This window comes from Mycobacterium hubeiense (assembly GCF_002838065.1).
GTDB lineage: Bacteria > Actinomycetota > Actinomycetes > Mycobacteriales > Mycobacteriaceae > Mycobacterium > Mycobacterium hubeiense.
On the sequence record NZ_PIZU01000067.1, the window covers coordinates 1 to 16,227 of the forward strand.

General features: G+C 64.7%; 18 protein-coding genes. 14 read left to right on the top strand and 4 right to left on the bottom strand.

What is annotated here, in order from left to right; translation table 11 throughout:
• Positions 1-132 precede the first annotated feature (132 nt).
• Positions 133-489, top strand: a complete 357-nt coding sequence (locus tag CWS39_RS26910) for a DUF2510 domain-containing protein (RefSeq protein WP_102145913.1) — start codon at positions 133-135, stop codon at positions 487-489.
• A gap of 1 nt (position 490) precedes the next feature.
• Here the strand turns inward: CWS39_RS26910 and CWS39_RS26915 are convergent, their stop codons facing one another.
• Complete coding sequence (locus CWS39_RS26915) at positions 491-1,534, bottom strand: oxygenase MpaB family protein (RefSeq protein WP_102145914.1); 1,044 nt, start codon at positions 1,532-1,534, stop codon at positions 491-493.
• Between the two features lie 72 nt (positions 1,535-1,606).
• On the opposite strand from CWS39_RS26915, the gene CWS39_RS26920 reads away from it, so the two are divergent.
• Entirely contained in the window at positions 1,607-2,191 is a 585-nt protein-coding gene (locus tag CWS39_RS26920) for a TetR/AcrR family transcriptional regulator (protein ID WP_102145915.1), read from the top strand.
• On the opposite strand, the gene CWS39_RS26925 is transcribed toward CWS39_RS26920, so the two are convergent.
• The 3 genes from CWS39_RS26925 to CWS39_RS26935 all read right to left on the bottom strand — a co-directional run bounded on the left by CWS39_RS26925 (position 2,192) and on the right by CWS39_RS26935 (position 3,764).
• On the bottom strand, positions 2,192-2,650 hold the full coding sequence (locus CWS39_RS26925) for a PASTA domain-containing protein (protein ID WP_102145916.1): 459 nt from the start codon (positions 2,648-2,650) through the stop codon (positions 2,192-2,194). It abuts the gene before it with no gap.
• A gap of 87 nt (positions 2,651-2,737) precedes the next feature.
• A complete protein-coding gene (locus tag CWS39_RS26930; protein WP_102145917.1) occupies positions 2,738-3,190 on the bottom strand; it encodes a hypothetical protein in 453 nt (150 codons plus the stop codon).
• A gap of 142 nt (positions 3,191-3,332) precedes the next feature.
• Complete coding sequence (locus CWS39_RS26935; RefSeq protein ID WP_233213718.1) at positions 3,333-3,764, bottom strand: hypothetical protein; 432 nt, start codon at positions 3,762-3,764, stop codon at positions 3,333-3,335.
• Between the two features lie 202 nt (positions 3,765-3,966).
• Here CWS39_RS26935 and CWS39_RS26940 point away from each other — a divergent pair, with 202 nt between their 5' ends.
• From CWS39_RS26940 to CWS39_RS26995, 12 genes are all read left to right on the top strand, one after another.
• The gene (locus CWS39_RS26940) at positions 3,967-4,968 is read left to right on the top strand and encodes an acyl-ACP desaturase (protein WP_102145919.1); all 1,002 of its coding nucleotides are present in this window, start codon (positions 3,967-3,969) and stop codon (positions 4,966-4,968) included.
• Positions 4,956-6,125 carry a tRNA dihydrouridine synthase DusB gene (gene dusB / locus CWS39_RS26945; RefSeq protein ID WP_255413061.1) on the top strand — a complete coding sequence of 390 codons (1,170 nt, stop codon included), beginning with the start codon at positions 4,956-4,958 and terminating at the stop codon, positions 6,123-6,125. The genes CWS39_RS26940 and dusB overlap by 13 nt, the downstream gene beginning before the upstream one ends.
• A gap of 186 nt (positions 6,126-6,311) precedes the next feature.
• Positions 6,312-8,417, top strand: a complete 2,106-nt coding sequence (locus CWS39_RS26950; RefSeq protein ID WP_102145929.1) for an LCP family protein — start codon at positions 6,312-6,314, stop codon at positions 8,415-8,417.
• A gap of 81 nt (positions 8,418-8,498) precedes the next feature.
• Positions 8,499-9,167 (top strand): phosphate signaling complex protein PhoU, encoded by a 669-nt coding sequence (phoU, locus tag CWS39_RS26955; protein WP_102145921.1) that lies wholly within the window; start codon positions 8,499-8,501, stop codon positions 9,165-9,167.
• Positions 9,168-9,203: 36 nt separating this feature from the next.
• Positions 9,204-9,866 carry a phosphate signaling complex protein PhoU gene (phoU, locus tag CWS39_RS26960; RefSeq protein WP_102145922.1) on the top strand — a complete coding sequence of 221 codons (663 nt, stop codon included), beginning with the start codon at positions 9,204-9,206 and terminating at the stop codon, positions 9,864-9,866.
• 148 nt (positions 9,867-10,014) lie between these two features.
• The gene (locus CWS39_RS26965; RefSeq protein ID WP_199178321.1) at positions 10,015-10,989 is read left to right on the top strand and encodes a PstS family phosphate ABC transporter substrate-binding protein; all 975 of its coding nucleotides are present in this window, start codon (positions 10,015-10,017) and stop codon (positions 10,987-10,989) included.
• Positions 10,990-11,967, top strand: coding sequence for a phosphate ABC transporter permease subunit PstC (gene pstC / locus CWS39_RS26970; RefSeq protein ID WP_102145923.1), 978 nt, complete (start codon positions 10,990-10,992; stop codon positions 11,965-11,967).
• Entirely contained in the window at positions 11,967-12,872 is a 906-nt protein-coding gene (gene pstA, locus CWS39_RS26975; RefSeq protein ID WP_102145924.1) for a phosphate ABC transporter permease PstA, read from the top strand. Before pstC ends, pstA begins: the two co-directional genes overlap by 1 nt.
• A gap of 160 nt (positions 12,873-13,032) precedes the next feature.
• The gene (gene pstB / locus CWS39_RS26980) at positions 13,033-13,800 is read left to right on the top strand and encodes a phosphate ABC transporter ATP-binding protein PstB (RefSeq protein WP_233213720.1); all 768 of its coding nucleotides are present in this window, start codon (positions 13,033-13,035) and stop codon (positions 13,798-13,800) included.
• Positions 13,801-13,828: 28 nt separating this feature from the next.
• A complete protein-coding gene (locus CWS39_RS26985) occupies positions 13,829-14,560 on the top strand; it encodes a response regulator transcription factor (protein ID WP_158240421.1) in 732 nt (243 codons plus the stop codon).
• 59 nt (positions 14,561-14,619) lie between these two features.
• Positions 14,620-15,297, top strand: a complete 678-nt coding sequence (locus CWS39_RS26990; protein WP_102145926.1) for an arsenate reductase/protein-tyrosine-phosphatase family protein — start codon at positions 14,620-14,622, stop codon at positions 15,295-15,297.
• A gap of 14 nt (positions 15,298-15,311) precedes the next feature.
• Positions 15,312-15,953, top strand: coding sequence for an arsenate reductase ArsC (locus CWS39_RS26995; protein ID WP_102145927.1), 642 nt, complete (start codon positions 15,312-15,314; stop codon positions 15,951-15,953).
• The last annotated feature ends 274 nt before the right edge of the window (positions 15,954-16,227 follow it).

A 16,227-nucleotide genomic window follows, 5' to 3' on the forward strand; every position in this document is an offset into this window, starting at 1 on the left:
TACGAGGCGTCCCCGAAAGACAAGGGAAGCTACGCCGAATTACCGCGGTCGATCTGCTCGTGTTCCCAATAGCCGGAGAAATGAAACGCATGCTTGCACAGTCACAAACCGCCGACCGTAAGATCAGAACTGATGCTCTACCAGCGCGTTCGACGGCCATTCTGGCGCCGGCACCCCTGGGCCGCCGGCGCCGGGGTGCTTGCCCTGTGCTGGCTGCTGCTCAACGGGTGGTACACCACGGCCACCCTGGCAATGGCCGTCGTGCTGCTGATCGCTATCCGGCGCCACCGGCGCGCCAAAGAACTGCGTGACGCCGGCCTGCGCGCCCGCGCCGACTACGAGCACCGCCTCAGCCTCGCCGGCGATCCGCGCGGCATCTTCGGACGCTATCCGCCCGTGCAGCCCGGCTGGTTCGCCGATCCCCAAAATCACTGCCGCATAAGGTATTTCGACGGCGCAACCTGGACGCCGTACGCGGTGCCGCGCTGAGTCAGACCTCCGGGCAGTAGTGCATGGGCAGACCGCGCCTGTCCAGCGGCGGCAGATTGCGCGCCGGCGTGTGCACCAACGGTGCATCTGCCGGAATCCGGCCCGTCGCGCGATCCCACCCCGCGCGGGCCCGCGGGTGCATCCGTCGCCGCTTGGGCAGCACCGAGAACACCATGTGCACCAGCGAACCGAACCGGCGATGCAGCCCCTCGTCACGCGCCGACCAGCTGTAGCCCATCAGCTCGCGCACCGGCGGGTCGTACAGGCCGACGGTGACCCAGACAAAGAAGGGCGCCACCAGCTTTCGCTGCAGCCGCCACATCCAGTCCGGCATCTTCTCCGCGAACGGAGGCTTCGGCAGCTCGGACAAATCCAGCACCGCCCGCGCCGCGTAGTTGTTCTCCAACACGTTGCGGCACATGTGATCCCAGTACTCCTGAAACTCTTCCCACGTCTTGGGCACCGGCCGCATGCTCATCCCGTACATGCGATACCACTCGATGTGCTCGTCGAAGAGCTGGCGCTTCTCGGCCTCGGTGATCCCGCCGCAGAACCGCTCCGCGACGATCAGCGTGCCGACGAAGAACGTCGAATGCGCCCAGTAGAAGACATCAGGGTTCAGCGCGTGATACCGACGGCCTTGGGCGTCAACACCTTTGATGTCGATGTGGTAGTCGCGCACCTCGGCACCCGTCGTCGGCGCGCGAGAACCGTCGAACACCACCCCGCCGATCGGGTACAGCGAGCGCAGCAGCCGCGGCCAGCGCTCGCGGAAGAACGTCGAATGCTGCTCGACCGCCGCACCGAGCTGCGGATGCATGTTCTGCATCGACCCGGCCCACGGCCCCTGCAGCAGGCCGCGCCAGTCGCCGAAGTACTTCCACGTCAACGAGTCAGGGCCAAGAGGCTGCGGCGGCGCCTCATACCCGCCCGGTGCGACGGGGCAACCCGTGCTTATCCCCGAGTCGCTCCGCTCCTGCCCGCCGGCGGCCACTGAAGCGGATCCGCTGGTCACAGGGCACGCCTCAGACGTATCTTGAGTCACTGGTGAACTTTCCATCGCGTCAGAACACAAATTCTGACTACGGGCGTTGTCACCATGAGCTTAGGGAGAGATGTGCCTTCGGGTCAACGACGGGGCCGCTGGTCGGGTGTTCCGCTAGCGGACCGCCAGGCCTTACGCCATGACGAGCTGGTCGGCGCCGGCGTGAAACTGCTGGGCAAAGCCGACGGCCCGGCACTGACCGTGCGGGCGGTGTGCCGCGAAGCCGGGCTGACCGAACGCTACTTCTACGAGAGCTTCGCCGACCGCGACGAGTTCGTCCGCGCCGTCTACGACGACGTCTGCGGCCGGGCCATGTCGACGCTCATGACGGCCGACACCCCGCGCGATGCCGTGGAGAAGTTCGTCGCATTGATGGTCGACGATCCGGACCGCGGCCGCGTGCTGCTCCTGGCGCCCGAACGCGAGCCGGTGCTCACCCGCTCGGGCGCCGAATGGATGCCCAGCTTCATCGAACTGCTGCAGCACAAACTCACCCGCATCACCGATCCGGCGCTGCAGGCCATGGTGGCCACCGGGTTGATCGGCGCGCTGACGGCGCTGTTCACCGCCTATTTGAACGGCCGGCTGTCGGCCACCCGCGAGCAGTTCATCGACTACTGCGTCGACATGCTGCTCAGCCGGGTGTCGAGCTACTGATCACGCGCCGGGCGTCGCGGCCTCGGCGAGCTCTTCTTCCTCTTCGGCCGCTGCCTGCTGCTCGGCCGCCTGCTGCTCGGCCAATTCCTCGGCGCGGGCCTGGAACTCGCGGCCGGCCTGGCTGCCCATCGACAGGCCCGGTGTCTTGTGCGTCGCCGCCCCGCGGTTGCAGTTCAGGGTCAGCAGCACCTCGCCGTCGGCGTGGGCGAATGACCCCCCGTCGTCACGCACGAACGGGGCGTCGGTCGCACCCGTGACCAGGCAGTCGCCCATCGCGTCCTGGCGGTCGCCAACGGTCACCACGATCTTCGCGGTGCCGCCTTCTTCTTCGATCGCCGACACCGCATCGGAGTACGTCATGCCGACGACATCCGGCGCGGCAGCGGCAATCCCGGATCCCAAGAGCGCCAACGAAACCGCGGCCAACGCGCCGCCGCTGTAAACGATGAGCTTCTTCACGCTGCCCGCCCTCCTGTCCGGTGCCGTCCAGACTCCGGAACAAGGCGAATGTTAGCGGGCAAACGCCTTAACGACGCGTGAATGACGCTATTCGCCGGGCGTGGCAGCTTCGGCGAGTTCTTGTTCTTCCGCAGACGCCGCTTGTTCTGCGGCCTCTCGAGCTTCCCGGCCCGCCGGGCTGGCCACCGACGCACCCGGATTGGTGGCAGTCGCGTAGTCGCCGTTGCAGTTGAGGGTCAGCACCACTTCGTCCTCAACCGGGAAGTACTGCGGAAACGCCTCCTCGAGCGCGATCGGCCGAAGCGCCGATACGGGCTGCGCGTTGGTGACGATGCATTCGTCCCTGGGCAGCTTGTCACCGATCACCACGCCGACCACCGGCGTCATATCGGCCTCGGTGATCGCCGACGAGGCATCCGCGTAGGTATCGCCCACCACATCTGGGACGCCGCTGGGCGCCGCCATAGCAGGACTCGCAGCCCCGACCATTGCGAACGCAATCCCCGCGGCCGAGGCGCCGAAAGCAGTGACCTTGTTCATGGCCCACACCTTCCCCGTCCGGTTGGTGATCCCGGAGAAGTAGGGCGTCCCGACTCTCAGCGACTCTCAGCGCCCCACCGTCCCGCGCTCATGCGCGGGCTCCGGGAGCTGCGTCAATTTTACCGCTCGGGCAGGCGGAGGCTCATTCGTCGGGTGTGGCGGCCTCCGCGAGCTCTTGTTCCTCCTCCGCCGCGGCCTCTTCCGCGGCCGCCTTGGCTTCGCGGCCGGCCGTGCTGGCCAGCGATGCGCCCGGCTTGGTGGCCGTCGCAAAACCACCTGCGCAGTTCAGCGCCAGCATGACTTCATCTTCGGCGTGGGCGAAAGAGCCGTCGTCGTCGCGGACGAACGGCGCATCCCAGGCGTTGGTCACGATGCAGTCGTCCTGCTCCAGCGTGCCACCGACGCTCACCGCCACCTTGGGCGAGCCGCCCTCGTCCTCGATTGCGGCCGACGCATCCGCATACGTCTGGCCAACCACATCCGGGGCGGCCGCGGCCACACCCGCGCCGAAGAGCGCCATCGAAGCTGACGCGGCGACGACCGCACCGCCGGCAAAAACGATCAGCTTTTTCACGTATTCCCGACCTCCGAGTCTGGGTAAGTCATTCAATGTCATTGGGGCTGTCATTGGGGCCAAAAACAACGCCCGCCGGGATCGTACCGAGACCTGACGGACCTCGCAGCGCACGCGTGACGCACCCCGAGGCAACTTGATGTCACCGGAGTACACAGATATATTGAGTGCAACCAACAGGTACAGATAACTGGGAGGCGCCGTGTCGAAAGACCTGACCGACCTGCATCTATTGCACGAGCTCGAGCCCGTGGTTGAGAAGAATCTCAACCGGCACCTTTCCATGTGCAAGGACTGGAACCCGCACGACTACATCCCGTGGTCGGACGGCAAGAACTACTACGCCCTCGGCGGTCAGGACTGGGATCCCGAGCAGTCGAAGCTCTCCGAGGTCGCCCAGACCGCGATGTTGCAGAACCTGCTGACCGAGGACAACCTGCCCTCCTATCACCGCGAGATCGCGATGAACTTCGGCATGGACGGCGCGTGGGGCCAGTGGGTGAACCGCTGGACCGCCGAGGAGAACCGGCACGGCATCGCGCTGCGCGACTACCTCGTCGTCACCCGCGCCATCGATCCGGTGGAGCTCGAGGAGCTGCGCGTCGAGCAGGTCACCCGCGGCTTCTCCCCCGGCCAGAACATGCAGGGCGACATGTTCGCCGAGAGCCTGTTCGACTCCGTCATCTATGTGACGTTCCAGGAGCTGGCCACCCGGGTGTCGCACCGCAACACCGGCAAGGCCTGTAACGAGCCGGTCGCAGACCAACTGCTGCAACGGGTTTCGGCCGACGAGAACCTGCACATGATCTTCTACCGCGACGTCAGCGACGCCGGTCTGTCGATTGCGCCGAACCAAGCGATGAAGTCGCTGCACCGCGTGCTGCGCAACTTCAAGATGCCCGGCTACACGGTTCCGGACTTCCGCCGCAAGGCCGTCGTCATCGCGGTCGGCGGGGTCTACGACCCGCGCATCCACCTCGACGACGTGGTGATGCCGGTGCTGAAGAAGTGGCGCATCTTCGAGCGCGAGGACTTCACCGGTGAGGCCGCCCGGATGCGTGACGACCTCGGTCTGCTCGTCGAGGAGCTCGAGGCCGCCTGCGACAAATTCGAGGAATCCAAGCAGCGCCGACTCGAGCGCGAGGCGCGCATGGCCGAAAAGGCCGCAGCCAAAAAGAAGGTCCTCGCGTCATCAGCGTCCTAGCGGACACCCGGCCCGACGCTGCACTGCGAATCGGGCCGATCACACTCGCCAGCCCGGTGGTGCTCGCCCCGATGGCGGGTGTGACAAATGTCGCATTCCGCACCCTGTGCCGCCATCTGGAGCGCTCGAAGGTCGGCACGGTCAGCGGCCTGTATGTCTGCGAGATGGTGACGGCCCGCGCGCTCGTCGAGCGGCACCCGGTCACCATGCATATGACGACGTTCGCGCCCGACGAGTCGCCGCGCTCGCTGCAGCTCTACACCGTCGACCCGGACACCACCTACGCGGCGGCGAAGATGATCGCCGACGAGGGTTTGGCCGACCACATTGACATGAATTTCGGCTGCCCGGTGCCCAAGGTCACCCGACGCGGCGGCGGCGCAGCGTTGCCGTTCAAGCGCCGGCTGTTCGGCCGGATCGTGGCGGCGGCGGTGCGGGCCACCGAGGGCACCGGGATCCCGGTCACGGTCAAGTTCCGCATCGGCATCGACGACGCCCATCACACCCACCTTGACGCCGGACGCATCGCCGCCGAAGAGGGGGCCGCGGCCGTCGCGCTGCACGCCCGCACCGCCGCGCAGCGGTATTCCGGCCAGGCGGACTGGGACCAGATCGCGCTGCTCAAACAGCACGTCACGGGCGTTCCGGTGCTGGGCAACGGCGACATTTTCGACGCGGACGACGCGCTGGCCATGATGGCGCACACCGGGTGCGACGGCGTCGTGATCGGGCGCGGCTGCCTGGGCCGACCGTGGTTGTTCGCCGAGCTGTCGGCGGCCTTCACCGGGCGGGAGGCACCGACCCCGCCGACGCTTGGCGAGGTGGCCGACATCGTCCGTCGACACGGGGAGCTGCTGGCCGCCCACTTCGGCGAGGACAAGGGCATGCGGGACATCCGCAAGCACATCGCATGGTATCTGCACGGCTTCCCCGCCGGCGCCGAGCTACGACGCGCGCTGGCATTGGTCAAGACGCTGGCAGAGTTGGACGCGCTGCTGGCCCAGCTGGACCCCGACGTGCCGTTCCCGGACGCGGCCACCGGGCCGCGCGGACGTCAGGGTTCACCCGCGTCGGTGGCGCTGCCCGAGGGCTGGTTGAGCGATCCCGACGACTGCACCGTGCCCGCGGGCGCGGACGTCATGCACTCCGGAGGCTGATTCTTCTCGATACCGAGACAGCTCCGACATATCGCCTCTCAGGAACTGTCAGTAACATGTGTGTTTCGTCAATGCGGGCTCCAGTAGCGGAGCCACCCCGAGGACTGCTAAAGACTAGGGGCAAGAACAGACATTTATGCGCACCGACGCGCGCGACGTTTGATCGAGTCGGAGGCCGGTAAGGACATGAGTGACGGCGATAACGCCACTCCTGGCCGCCCCAGCCCTTCTGGACCGTCCCACGCTGGCGGCGACCACAACCCATGGCTTACCCGAACCCCGCGGCCATCGCCAGGTGCCGCGCCGTGGGAGCGTCGTCCCGATGAGCCTGACGTCCCGTCGGTGGATGCCAAGCCGAGCGGAAACCACACGGACGGCGTCACCGTCGCCGACCTCATCGCCAAGCTGAGCGGCGACGGGCCGACACCCGGCCCGCCTCGCCGTCGGCACGCCGAACCGGAACCCGAGCCCCCGGCGCCGCCGACGGAGATCATCGACGCCGTCCCGCACGAGCCCGTCGAACCGCCATATGCGCCCGCCGAATCCATCGACTACGACTACGACGCCCCCGACACCGAGGTCATACCGGCCGTCCCGCGGTGGCGCACCGAATTGCCAGACCTGGCCAGGGTGCGAAACCGCGTACCGCCGGCACACATCGACAGGGTCGCCCCGCCCGTCGCCGATGACGAACCGCCCCACCGTCATCGCAAGGCGATGCTGGTCGGGCGGGCCGTGGCGGCGCTAGGCGCCGTGCTGGCGCTGGTCCTGACCGGCGGCGCGTGGCAGTGGCAATCGGTGAAGAACAACATGCTCAACAGGGTCTCGGCGCTGGACCAGGGATCCCGCGACATCATCGACCCCAACGCGCAGTTCGGTGACGAGAACTTCCTGATCGTCGGGGTGGACAGCCGCATCGGCGAGAACAGCGAGATGGGTGCCGGCGACACCGACGACGCCGCGGGCGCGCGCTCCGACACCGTCATGCTGGTCAACATCCCGGCCAATCGCGAACGCGTGGTCGCCGTGTCGTTTCCCCGCGACCTGGCAATCAACCCGATGGAGTGCGAGCCGTGGAACCCGCAGACCGGTGAATACGGGCCGATCTACGACGAGGAGACCGGCACGTATGGCCCCGACGAGGTGTACACCGAGACCAAGCTGAACTCGGCCTACGCGTACGGCGGGCCGAAGTGCCTGGTGAAGGTCATTCAGAAGCTGTCAGGCCTGTCCATCAACCGGTTCATGGCCATCGACTTCGCCGGCTTCGCCAAGATGGTCGACGCGCTCGGCGGCGTCGAGGTGTGCAGCACCACACCGCTGGAGGATTACGAACTGGGCACCGTGCTGCCCACCGCTGGGCGTCACATTGTCGACGGGCACACCGCGCTGAACTACGTGCGCGCCCGCCAAGTCACCACTGAGATCAACGGCGACTACGGCCGTATCAAGCGCCAGCAGCTGTTCCTGTCCTCGCTGATGCGCTCGCTGATCTCCAAGGAAGTCTTCTTCTCGCTGCCCAAGCTCAACAACGTGGTCAACATGTTCATCAACGACAGCTATGTCGACAACATCGAGACCAAAGAGCTCGTCCAGCTGGGCCAGTCCATTCAGGGCATCGCAGCCGGCCGGATCACGTTCCTCACGGTGCCGACCGGCGAAACCGACGCCGAGGGCAACGAGCCACCCCGCGTCGGCGATATGCGCGCGATGTTCGATGCGATCATCAACGACGAACCGCTGCCCGGCGAGAAGAACGCCGACAACACCCCCGTTCCCGGCACACCGGAATCGACAAGTGCGGCAGCGGAATCGACGACGGAGACCACCAGCCCGGCGCCAGAGCCCACCGAGACCACCGAGGTGGTGAACGCGGTCACCACCGATCCGACCGAAGTCACGGTGCACGTGTCGAATTCGACCGGCCAAACGGGTCTGGGGGCCACCGCCGCAGATCAGCTGCAGCAGCTCGGGTTCAACGTCACCACGCCCGACGACTACCCCGCGCAGTTGAGCTCGACGACGGTGCTGTTCGGCCCCGGCAATGAGCAGGCCGCGGCGACGGTGGCATCCGCATTCGCCGATCCCAGTTCGGCCCCCACCATCGAGCGGGTCTCCGGTATGGGGGACGTGGTACAGGTGGTGTTGGGCAGTGACTTCTATTCGGTGGGTACGCCGTCGCCGAGCGGCTCCGAACTGCAGGTGAACGTGGTGGACGGATCCGGCAGCACTCCGACGAAGCTGCCCGAGGACCTCACCGTCACCAACGCCGCCGACAACACCTGCGAATAACAGCGTTTGGGCAGGTGGCATTCACCTGTCGTTCACCGGTCACATCGTGACGCTGTTGTGGTCAGCCCGTAGTCTTGACGCATGCGAACCGCGTACCACGAACAACTCGATGCCCTGCAGGAACAACTCGCCGAGATGTGCGGGCTGGCAGGCGTCGCAATGGAACGCGCGACACAGGCCCTACTCCAGGCCGATCTGGTGTTGGCGGAGCAGGTCATCACCGACCACGAGCAGATCAGTACGCGCAGCACGCGCGCTGAGGAGGCCGCGTTCGTCCTGCTGGCCCTGCAGGCGCCGGTGGCCGGGGATCTTCGCGCGGTCGTCACGGCAATCCAGATCGTTGCCGACGTTGACCGGATGGGCGCCCTGGCGCTGCACGTCGCCAAGATCGCCCGTCGGCGGCACCCACAGCATGCTCTGCCCGAAGAGGTGAACGGCTATTTCGCCGAAATGGGCCGCGTTGCAGTCGAATTGGGCAACGCTGCTCAGGAGGCGTTGCTGACACGCGATCCCGAGAAGGCAGCGCGGATCAGTGAAGAAGACGACGCTATGGACGACCTACACCGGCACCTGTTCACGGTTTTGATGGACAAGGAGTGGAAGCACGGGGTAACCGCCGCCGTCGATGTGACGCTGCTGAGCCGGTTCTACGAGCGGTTCGCCGACCATGCCGTGGAGATCGCGCGCCGAGTCATCTTCCAGGCCACGGGCAAGCTCCCAGACGAGGAACAGATCCCCACCGTCGGCTGACTGGGGTCGCCTCGCTACCGCACTACTCTGGAGTGCATGCGGATCGTCTACCACGAGCGGCTATCCGCGCTCATCAGCGATATTGCAGAGACGTGCGGGCTGGCCAGCGTGGCAATGGAGCATGCCACACAAGCTCTGCTGCGGGCCGACCTGACGCTGGCTGAGCAGGTGATCACCGATCATGACCAGATCGTGTTCCGCACCGCACGCGCCGAGGAGTCGGCGTTTTTACTGCTGGCGCTGCAGGCACCGGTCGCTGGTGAACTCCGGGCGGTTGTCACGTCGATGCAGAACACCGCAGATGTGGATCGGATGGGCGCGCTGGCGCTGCACGTCGCCAAGATCGCCCGCCGTCGGCACCCGGCGCCCGCTGTGCCTGACGAAGTTCGCGGTTATTTCGCCGAAATGGGAAGGGTCGCAGTCGAATTGGGCAATGCTGCGCAGGAAGCGCTGCTGTCCCACGATCCCGACCAGGCCGCAAGCCTGCAGCAGCAAGACGACAAGATTGACGATCTACACCGCCATCTTTTCACAGTGCTGATGGATCACGACTGGAAGCATGGGGTGACCGCCGCCGTCGACGTGACACTGCTGAGCCGTTACTACGAGCGCTTCGCCGATCACGCCGTTGAAGTGGCCAGGCGGGTGATCTTCCAAGCAACCGGCGAGTTGCCGGGGCACGCGTCCGGCGTCGGCTAAGGCACGGCCAACGCCGCATTTCCTCGGTTCTGGATTCACTCTGCGTTCATCCTCTGTTCAGGATGACCGTGTTGGCTGCATTCGTCCGCAAAATCCAGGCGAGACATTCAGTTTGGCCGACCGATGTCGGAGACAAAGGAGGACCTACGTGACCAACCGCCTTCAAGAGCGGACAGGCATTGCGGCCGCATTGCTGGTAGCCGGGCTGACGCTGGCCGCATGCGGTGGCGGCGGCGACAACGAAAGCGCCGGCGCCGGTGAGGGCGATGCGGTGTCGGGCGCCGTCATCGTCGATGGTTCGAGCACCGTCGAACCGCTGTCATCGGCCGCCGCCGAACTGTTTATGGAAGAGAACCCCGACGTCAACGTGACGGTCGGAACTTCCGGTACCGGCGGCGGCTTCGAGAAGTTCTGCGCCGGCGAGACCGACATCTCCGACGCCTCGCGCCCCATCAAGGAGAGCGAGATCGAGAAGTGCAAGCAGAACAACATCCAGTTCAGCCAGCTGACCGTCGCTAACGACGCCTTGAGCGTCGTGGTGAACCCGCAGAATGACTGGGCGACCTGCCTGACCGTCGAGCAGCTCAAGAAGATGTGGGAACCCAACTCGACGGTCAACAATTGGAACCAGGTCGACCCCGCCTTCCCGAACGAGCCGTTGAAGTTGTTCGGAGCCGGTTCGGACTCGGGGACGTTCGATTACTTCACCGAGGCGATCAACGGTGAGGAGGGCGCCAGCCGCACCGACTACAACCCCACCGAGGATGACAACGTCACCATCCAGGGTGTGTCCGCGACCAAGGGCGCGCTGGGCTACTTCGGCTACTCCTACCTGGAGGAGAACGCCGACAAGGTGAAGGGCGTGCAGATCGATGGTGGTGACGGCTGCGTGGCGCCTTCGGTCGAGACCGCACAAGACGGCACCTACAAGCCGCTGTCCCGGCCGCTGTTCATCTACATCTCGGACGCGGCGCTGAAGAAGCCGCAGGTGGTGAAGTTCGCCGACTTCTACCTGGAAAACAACAAGGAGATCGTCGAGGCGGCGAAGTTCATCCCCCTGACCGACGAGCAGCTGCAGACGGCGAAGGATGAGCTCGCCGCGCTGCACTCGAAGGTCAGCTAGATGACCATTGGCCCCGTTACGCCGGGATCGACCGGCGCGGTCGCCAACGATCGTGAGGTCAGCGAAAAGATCGACCTCACGGCGCGGAGCCGTCGGCCCGGCGAGCAGGTGATCAAGGTCCTGCTCGCCGGTTCGGCGCTCCTCTCGATTGCGATCACCGCCGGGATCGTGGTGTCGCTGCTGACGCCATTGTTCACCTTCTTCAGCCACGTCAGCATCATCGAGTTCTTGACCGGGACGAACTGGACGGCCGGCTTCGGCTCGAAATCGTCGTGGACGGACAAAGAGTGGGGCGTGCTACCACTGGTGATGGGCACCCTGTCGACGACGGTGATCGCCCTGTTGGTAGCGGTGCCGTTGGGGCTTGGCGCGGCAATGTACTTGTCGGAGTACGCAAACAGCCGGGTCCGAGGCATCGTGAAGCCGATGCTGGAGATTCTGGCGGGGGTGCCCACCGTGGTATACGGCGTCCTCGCGCTCACGATTCTCACCCCGATCCTCCAGAATGTCGTGGGCGCACAGGTCTTCAACAACCTGTCGCCGGGCATCGTGATGGGATTCATGATCATCCCCACGGTTGCCTCCCTATCTGAAGACGCCATGTCCGCCGTTCCGCGTGCGATGCGGGAGGGTTCCTATGCACTCGGGGCAAATCGCATGCAGACCACTGTCCGGGTGGTCTTTCCGGCCGCGTTGTCGGGCATCGTCGCCGCGATCGTGCTGGGCATCTCACGCGCCGTCGGCGAAACCATGATCGTGGCGATCGCGGCGGGTAGCCAGCCGGTGTTCACCTTCAACCCGTTGGTCGGCGCGCAGACAATGACCGGCTTCATCGCCCAGGTCTCCAGTGGCGATGCCCCACAGGGCAGCCCGGTCTACTACTCGCTGTTCGCGGTGGGTGCATTGTTGTTCATCATCACCTTGGTGATGAACATGTTCAGTATCTCCTTGGTCCGTAAATACAGGCAGGCCTACTGATGTCTATAGCCGCGCTCGAACAACCAATCAGCAAGGCCCCGAACCTCAAGAGCACCAAGCGAATTGACATTCGATCGGCAGCATTCGCGGCTGCGCTGTGGGCGTGCCTGTTGCTCGCCGGCCTCTTCTTGCTGGCCGTCTTGCTGGTGATCGTGCAGGAGGGTCTGGCGCGCTTCGACTGGGCACTGATATCCGAGCAGCCGTCACGCCTTCGGCCGGGGACGTCGGGCGTGCAATCCGCCATCTTCGGCACCCTGTGGGTGATGCTCGGCACGATCCTGCTGGCAATACCGATCGGCATCGCCGGCGCGATCTACCTGGAGGAGTACGCCGACAACAACAAATGGTGGAACCGGCTCATCGAGCTGAACATCCAGAACCTGGTGGCAGTGCCCTCGATCATCTACGGCATCTTGACCCTGGCGTTTGTAGTTCGAGGGCCGCTCGGCATCGGACCCGTGGCGCTTGCGGGTTCGGTGGCGCTGGCCCTGCTGATCCTGCCGGTCATCATCATCACCACGCGCGAGGCGCTGCGGGCGGTTCCCCAGGACATCCGTCACGCGTCGCTGGCCCTGGGCGCAACCCAGTGGCAGACAACGTGGCGGCAGGTGCTGCCGTCCTCGGTGTCGGGCATCGCGACAGGAACCATCCTGGCCCTGTCCCGAGCCATCGGTGAGGCGGCACCGCTGATCCTCGTCGGCGCCACCGTGTTCGTCACGGTCAATCCCGACGGTTTCTTGGATAGGTACACCGTTCTACCCGTGCAAATCTTCAACCTCGTCAAACTTCCCGAAGAAGCAAATCTCCAGCTGGCGTGGGCAACGATCCTTCTCTTGATCTTGATCTTGCTCGCAATGAACGGTATTGCCATCTGGCTACGCAACAAATTCCGGCGACGTTGGTAATACTCGAAAGAGACGGACAATGACCGACATTAAGGCAAAGATGACTTCTCCCGCACAGCCGCCGACACCCGAGCTCGACGAGCAGGAAAAGCAGCTGCTCGCCGAAATCGAAAAACATAAGATGCCCAGGGCGACTGCGCAATCGGCGTTCACAGGCATCATGACGACCGAGAATCTCGGCGTCAGCTACGGGGACTTTCTGGCGGTCAGCAACGTCAACCTCGGGTTCGTAAAGCACGAAATCACCGCGTTGATCGGTCCGTCCGGATGCGGAAAGTCGACGGTGATCCGTTGCCTGAACCGCATGAACGATCTCGTGCCCGGCGCCAAGGTGCACGGCAGCGTGCGTTATCACGGCACCGACATCTACGATCCCAGCGTCGACGTGATCCGACTACGCCGGCACGTCGGGATGGTGTTCCAGAAGCCCAACCCGTTCCCGAAGTCGATCTACGACAACATCGCCTACGGGCCCCGGGTCACCGGCATGAAGCCGGACAGCATGGACGAGGTGGTGGAGCGCGCACTCAAGGGCGCGGCGCTGTGGGACGAGGTCAAGGACAAACTCAAGCAAGACGCCACCGGTCTATCCGGCGGTCAGCAGCAGCGGTTGTGCATTGCCCGGACCATTGCGACCAGTCCCGAGGTGATCCTCATGGACGAGCCGTGCTCCGCCCTCGATCCCATCGCGACAGCGAAGATCGAGGATCTGATGGAGGAACTCGCCCGCTCGTACACCATCATCATCGTCACCCACAACATGCAGCAGGCCGCCCGCGTTTCGCATCGAACGGCGTTCTTCACCGCTGAGGCCGATGAACACGGCAAGCGCATCGGCAAGCTGGTCGAGTTCGACACCACCGAGCGGATGTTCTCGAACCCGTCGGATCCGCGCACGGAGGCATACATCAGCGGCCGGTTCGGCTAACGCCCGCCCTCGAAGGGTGACCGCGTCTGTGACGATCGCATCGCAATCCGGATCGGGCTTCGCGGCCGCGTGGCGCCGTGACGTCGGCACCACATCAGTGGTGCTGTGCGACTCGAATGCCGAGGTGGCCCAACCGCTCTTGGCGGCAGTCGAGAACCATGGACTACATACGACATGGTGCCGTGACGGAGCTACCGCGTTACTTGAAGTGGGCGCAACAGCTCCGACTGTTCTCGTCATCGCCGACCAGATCGATGGCGCCCTCAACACGGCGGAAGTCGTTGCGGCAGTGCGTGATCACACCGATGTGCCAGTGTTGGTCGGTGCCGACCCCGAGGATCACACGACCGCCCGAAGGGCGCTCAGTTTGGGCGGGTCGGCGGTGATTGCCCGTCCGTACGACCCGTCCGCCGTCATCGCCTTTGCAGGTGCCGGTGAGGCGCAAAGTGAACCATACGAGCTGACGGCAGGTCCGCTAATCGTCAATACGCTCAACTACGAAGTGCGCCTGCGTGGTAACGATGTCGTGCTCACACGCCGCGAGCTCGATGTTCTCGTCTACCTGATCAGGCAACGCGGCAGAGTCGCCAGCAGCGAACAGATCAGCGCAGCGGTTTGGGGCCATCGAACAAACACCAATACCGTGGCGGTCCACGTCAAGCGGTTGCGGGCCAAGCTTGGCTCGGATGTCGAGCATGGGAAGCTGATTCGTACTATCCGCGGTGCCGGCTATCGGCTGGCCCCCTCGATCTGCGACTGAGAGCGGGTCTTCAACGGCAGACTTGCGCTGCGGATGAATACTCAGTCATGATTGACTCAATGGATATTGAGAATTCGCCGGATACGCTTCGGCGCGCATCGGTTCATGCGGCACTCGCGGACCCCGGCCGGTTGGCGTTGGTTGACCTCTTGATGTCCGCCGACGCCTCGCCGTCTGAACTCCAAGCATCCCTGTCGATGCCCTCGAATCTCCTTGCGCACCATGTCAAAGTTCTTGAGGACGTCGGCCTCGTGCAACGCGTTCGGTCCGAAGGAGATCGCCGTCGGACGTATCTCAAGCTCGTCCACGGGCCGTTGGAGGCGCTGGTGCCGCGTCGTGTGGAGACCGTCGAACGTGTGGTCTTCGTATGCACGCAGAATTCAGCTCGCAGCCAGCTCGCTACCGCCGTCTGGCATCGCCGATGCCGAGTGCCGGCAACCTCGGCCGGCACCCATCCCGCGTCCAGGGTCCATCCGGAAGCGGTCGCGGCGGCCCGGAGACGGGGCATTCCGATGCGTCCGCGTCGGCCGCAACACCTCAGCGACGTTCTGATGCCCACCGATCTGGTTATCGCGGTCTGCGATAACGCACACGAAGAGCTGCCCGCAGACGTCCGCCGGCTGCATTGGTCAATTGCCGATCCTGTGCGAACAGCACTGCCAGGCGCATTCGACCAGGCCCTTGACGACCTTACCGACCGGGTAGAGAGGTTCGCGCCAACGGTGCGAAGCGCCTAGCGAAAGGATCAAGGATGACGGACGAGTTGACGATCGACCAGCGTGTGGCGCTCAAAACCGCGGCCACCCGTCTACAGACCGAATTCGCAGACACATTCAGCGTCGAGACTATCGAGCGCTTCCTGCAGTCGTCGTACGACCAGTTCGCCGAGCGTGCGTCCGTCGACAAGTATCTGCCATTGTTAGCGGAACGCTTTGCGCGGCAACGCTTACACGCGCTGGGCAGGGTCGAGAGCGGCAGGAACGACGGCAAGCCGATCGTGCTCTTCCTCTGCACGCACAACGCCGGACGCTCGCAGATGGCCATGGGCTTCTTCTCTCACCTGGCAGGCGATGCCGCTCTGGCGTGGTCCGGCGGCTCGGAACCTGGCGAGGAAGTGAATCCCGCGGCGGTCGACGCCATGGCTGAACGTGGCATCGACATTTCACGGGAGTATCCGAAGCCCTGGACCGACGAGATCGTGCGGGCGGCCGATGTCGTGGTCACCATGGGTTGCGGCGACGCATGCCCGATCTTCCCCGGCCGACGCTACGAGGAGTGGGTTCTTGACGATCCTGCCGGAAAAGGCGTCGACGATGTGCGCCCCATCCGCGACGAGATCGAACGCCGGGTGCGGCAATTGCTCGCTGACCTTGGCTTGCCTGCTCATTCGTAGCCTACTGGGCTGGCGTCGTTGATTGACTGGATCCGTGCCGGCTATCCCGAAGAGGCACCACGCACCGGCTACTGTCCGTTGATAGTCCTCAATGGACCAATCAGCCCGGGGCAGAAGCAAATCCGCCAAGTCATCCAGAACCCTGACGCTATTCGAAGCTGGACCCCTTCGCGTTCCTGGCTGGTATCGAGGCGACGCTGATCAATGCGGCAACGATACCGATGGCACCCAGAGCCGAGATATTGTCAAGACCTGTGGATCGGGGTTTTCAGGC

Coding starts and splice junctions, on each gene's coding strand:
- phoU (WP_102145922.1), top strand. CDS start 9,204: ATGCGGATCGTCTACCACGAGCGGCTATCCGCGCTCATCAGCGATATT.
- CWS39_RS26910 (WP_102145913.1), top strand. CDS start 133: ATGCTCTACCAGCGCGTTCGACGGCCATTCTGGCGCCGGCACCCCTGG.
- pstA (WP_102145924.1), top strand. CDS start 11,967: ATGTCTATAGCCGCGCTCGAACAACCAATCAGCAAGGCCCCGAACCTC.
- pstB (WP_233213720.1), top strand. CDS start 13,033: ATGACGACCGAGAATCTCGGCGTCAGCTACGGGGACTTTCTGGCGGTC.
- CWS39_RS26930 (WP_102145917.1), bottom strand. CDS start 3,190: ATGAACAAGGTCACTGCTTTCGGCGCCTCGGCCGCGGGGATTGCGTTC.
- CWS39_RS26950 (WP_102145929.1), top strand. CDS start 6,312: ATGAGTGACGGCGATAACGCCACTCCTGGCCGCCCCAGCCCTTCTGGA.
- CWS39_RS26990 (WP_102145926.1), top strand. CDS start 14,620: ATGGATATTGAGAATTCGCCGGATACGCTTCGGCGCGCATCGGTTCAT.
- CWS39_RS26995 (WP_102145927.1), top strand. CDS start 15,312: ATGACGGACGAGTTGACGATCGACCAGCGTGTGGCGCTCAAAACCGCG.
- phoU (WP_102145921.1), top strand. CDS start 8,499: ATGCGAACCGCGTACCACGAACAACTCGATGCCCTGCAGGAACAACTC.
- pstC (WP_102145923.1), top strand. CDS start 10,990: ATGACCATTGGCCCCGTTACGCCGGGATCGACCGGCGCGGTCGCCAAC.